The organism is Sphingopyxis sp. (assembly GCF_036402335.1).
Lineage (GTDB): Bacteria > Pseudomonadota > Alphaproteobacteria > Sphingomonadales > Sphingomonadaceae > Sphingopyxis.
Genome location: NZ_DASWTD010000313.1, coordinates 1 through 1,779 on the forward strand (window position 1 = coordinate 1; position 1,779 = coordinate 1,779).

At 64.9% G+C, this 1,779-nt stretch carries 2 protein-coding genes and 1 pseudogene; 1 reads left to right on the plus strand and 2 read right to left on the minus strand.

Annotated features, from left to right (window positions below):
- On the plus strand, positions 1-549 hold a 549-nt coding region (locus tag VGD20_RS09710), incomplete at its 5' end, for a TetR/AcrR family transcriptional regulator (protein WP_331134247.1).
- On the opposite strand, the gene VGD20_RS09715 is transcribed toward VGD20_RS09710, so the two are convergent.
- Both VGD20_RS09715 and VGD20_RS09720 read right to left on the minus strand, forming a co-directional pair.
- Positions 529-1,173, minus strand: a complete 645-nt coding sequence (locus tag VGD20_RS09715) for a TetR/AcrR family transcriptional regulator (RefSeq protein ID WP_331134248.1) — start codon at positions 1,171-1,173, stop codon at positions 529-531. The two genes, VGD20_RS09710 and VGD20_RS09715, sit on opposite strands and share 21 nt — an antisense overlap.
- Positions 1,174-1,226: 53 nt before the next feature.
- Positions 1,227-1,779: pseudogene (locus tag VGD20_RS09720) on the minus strand (hypothetical protein); the annotation flags it as partial.

The following is a 1,779-nucleotide window of genomic DNA, read 5'->3' on the forward strand; positions in this document are numbered from 1 at the left end:
GAGGGTGTGCACGCGGTTTCGCTGAAACGGATCGCCCGCGATATCGGCATCAGCGAGGCCCAGATTTATAATTATTACAAAAGCCTGGCGGAGGTCTTGGTCGCGATCGCGCGGACCGAGCTCACCGAAATGAACAAGGCGCGCCTTTCCGCCGCCCGCAACTGCACCGACCCCAAGATGCGCTATACGCTGACCACGATCGCCTACCTTCGGCAGGTCAGCCAGCGCGGCGAAATCGTCCAGGAGCTTCTCGCGCTTCCCGACGTTCGCCTTGCCCTGCGCAGCGAGCATGAGGATCGCCGCAGGGTAAACCGTGACGTGCTGGGAACCGCTTTCGAGGATGCCTACGGGGTGCCGGCTTGGGCGAGTACGTTCATTGGCACCCTGCTGACCGCGATGTCGCTACGCGGCGGCCGCCTGCTGGCCCGCGGCAAGGCCGATCTCGAAACCATTGAGCGGTTGATCATGCCAGGCATCGGCGCCGGCATCGACTATATGATCGACGAACACGGCCACCGGACAGCCGCGTCACAACAGGTCGACGCCTGACGCCAGCGCGCCGTCAGCGGACCGGTCGCCCTGCAAGGCCGACAGCGTCGCCTCGACGGTATCGGCGCACAGCCGTCTCGCCCGATCGCGCGTCGAACTGCCCTGGAACACCTGCTTTCCTGCCTCTTCGGGCAGGGTGATCAGAAGCTGGACGATGATATTGGCCTCGCGTGCCGATATGCCAAAGGCGCCCCGCAATCGGCGCACGAGCGGCAGCAGCAACAGGCCGCTTCGCGCGGTGACATGCGCCGTCTGTCCCTGATTCAGCAACGGGTCGGCCAGCAGGATGTGGAGCAGCGGGCCGCGATCGGCGACTATGTCGAAATACAGGTCCGCGCATGCCCGCGCTGCCGCGACCGGGTCCTCGAGCGCGGCCAGCCGTCCAAGTTCGCGTCGATCGACGCTGGTCAGTTCTTCTTCGACGAGCGCGGTGCCGAGCGCGATTTGGCTGGGGAAATAATTATACACCAGCGCCTTGCTGACCCCCGCCGCGACCGCGAGCTGGTCATAGGACAGCGGCAGTCCGCCCTGCGTCAGGACCCCGCGCGCGGCATGGCCGAGCAAGTCGGTGCGGCGCTCGTCGCGGCTGGAGCGGGGGGAGCGGTGGCGTGGCATGTCCGGCATCGGCCCTCCTATCCCGGTCGCAGGCTTTTCGCAGCTGATCGATGCGGCATAGCCTAGTGCCTGCCCGGAGCAAATGCCTGCCTGCCCTGTTCTGTCTGCGACTGCTGCAAGTCATTCACCAGCGCGACATAGGGGCGATAGGCGATGAGGATGAGAAGCAGCGAAATCGCCGCCATCACCACACAAACCAGCAGGATCGAGAGATGGATCATGTTGGGGTCGCGGAACACATGATCGTTGAGCACCGCGATCAAGGTCGGACCGAGGCCGAGGCCGAGCATGTTCACGACCAGCAGCGAGATCGAAATGGCGGTGCCGCGCATCTGGTTCGGCACCATCTGCTGCAGGATGGCGGGGCTCAGGCCGTTCATGAACGTTGGTAGGAAGATCGATGCCGCCAACGGCAGCAATGCCCAACTCGCGTCGGGAAGCAGCGTATAGCCGACGATGAACGGAATGGTCAGGAGCTTGACGGCGATCGCGATGCGCAGCCGCCCGCCGGGCCCGTGACGGCGGGTCATGACGTCGCCCAGCCATCCCCCCATCAGCACGCCCGCCGTGCCGAAGACCAGCAGCAGCAAGCCGTATGTGTGCCCGATCTCGACC

Excerpts from the sequence above, each read along its gene's own strand:
- VGD20_RS09715 (WP_331134248.1), bottom strand. The coding sequence starts at position 1,173 with ATGCCGGACATGCCACGCCACCGCTCCCCCCGCTCCAGCCGCGACGAG.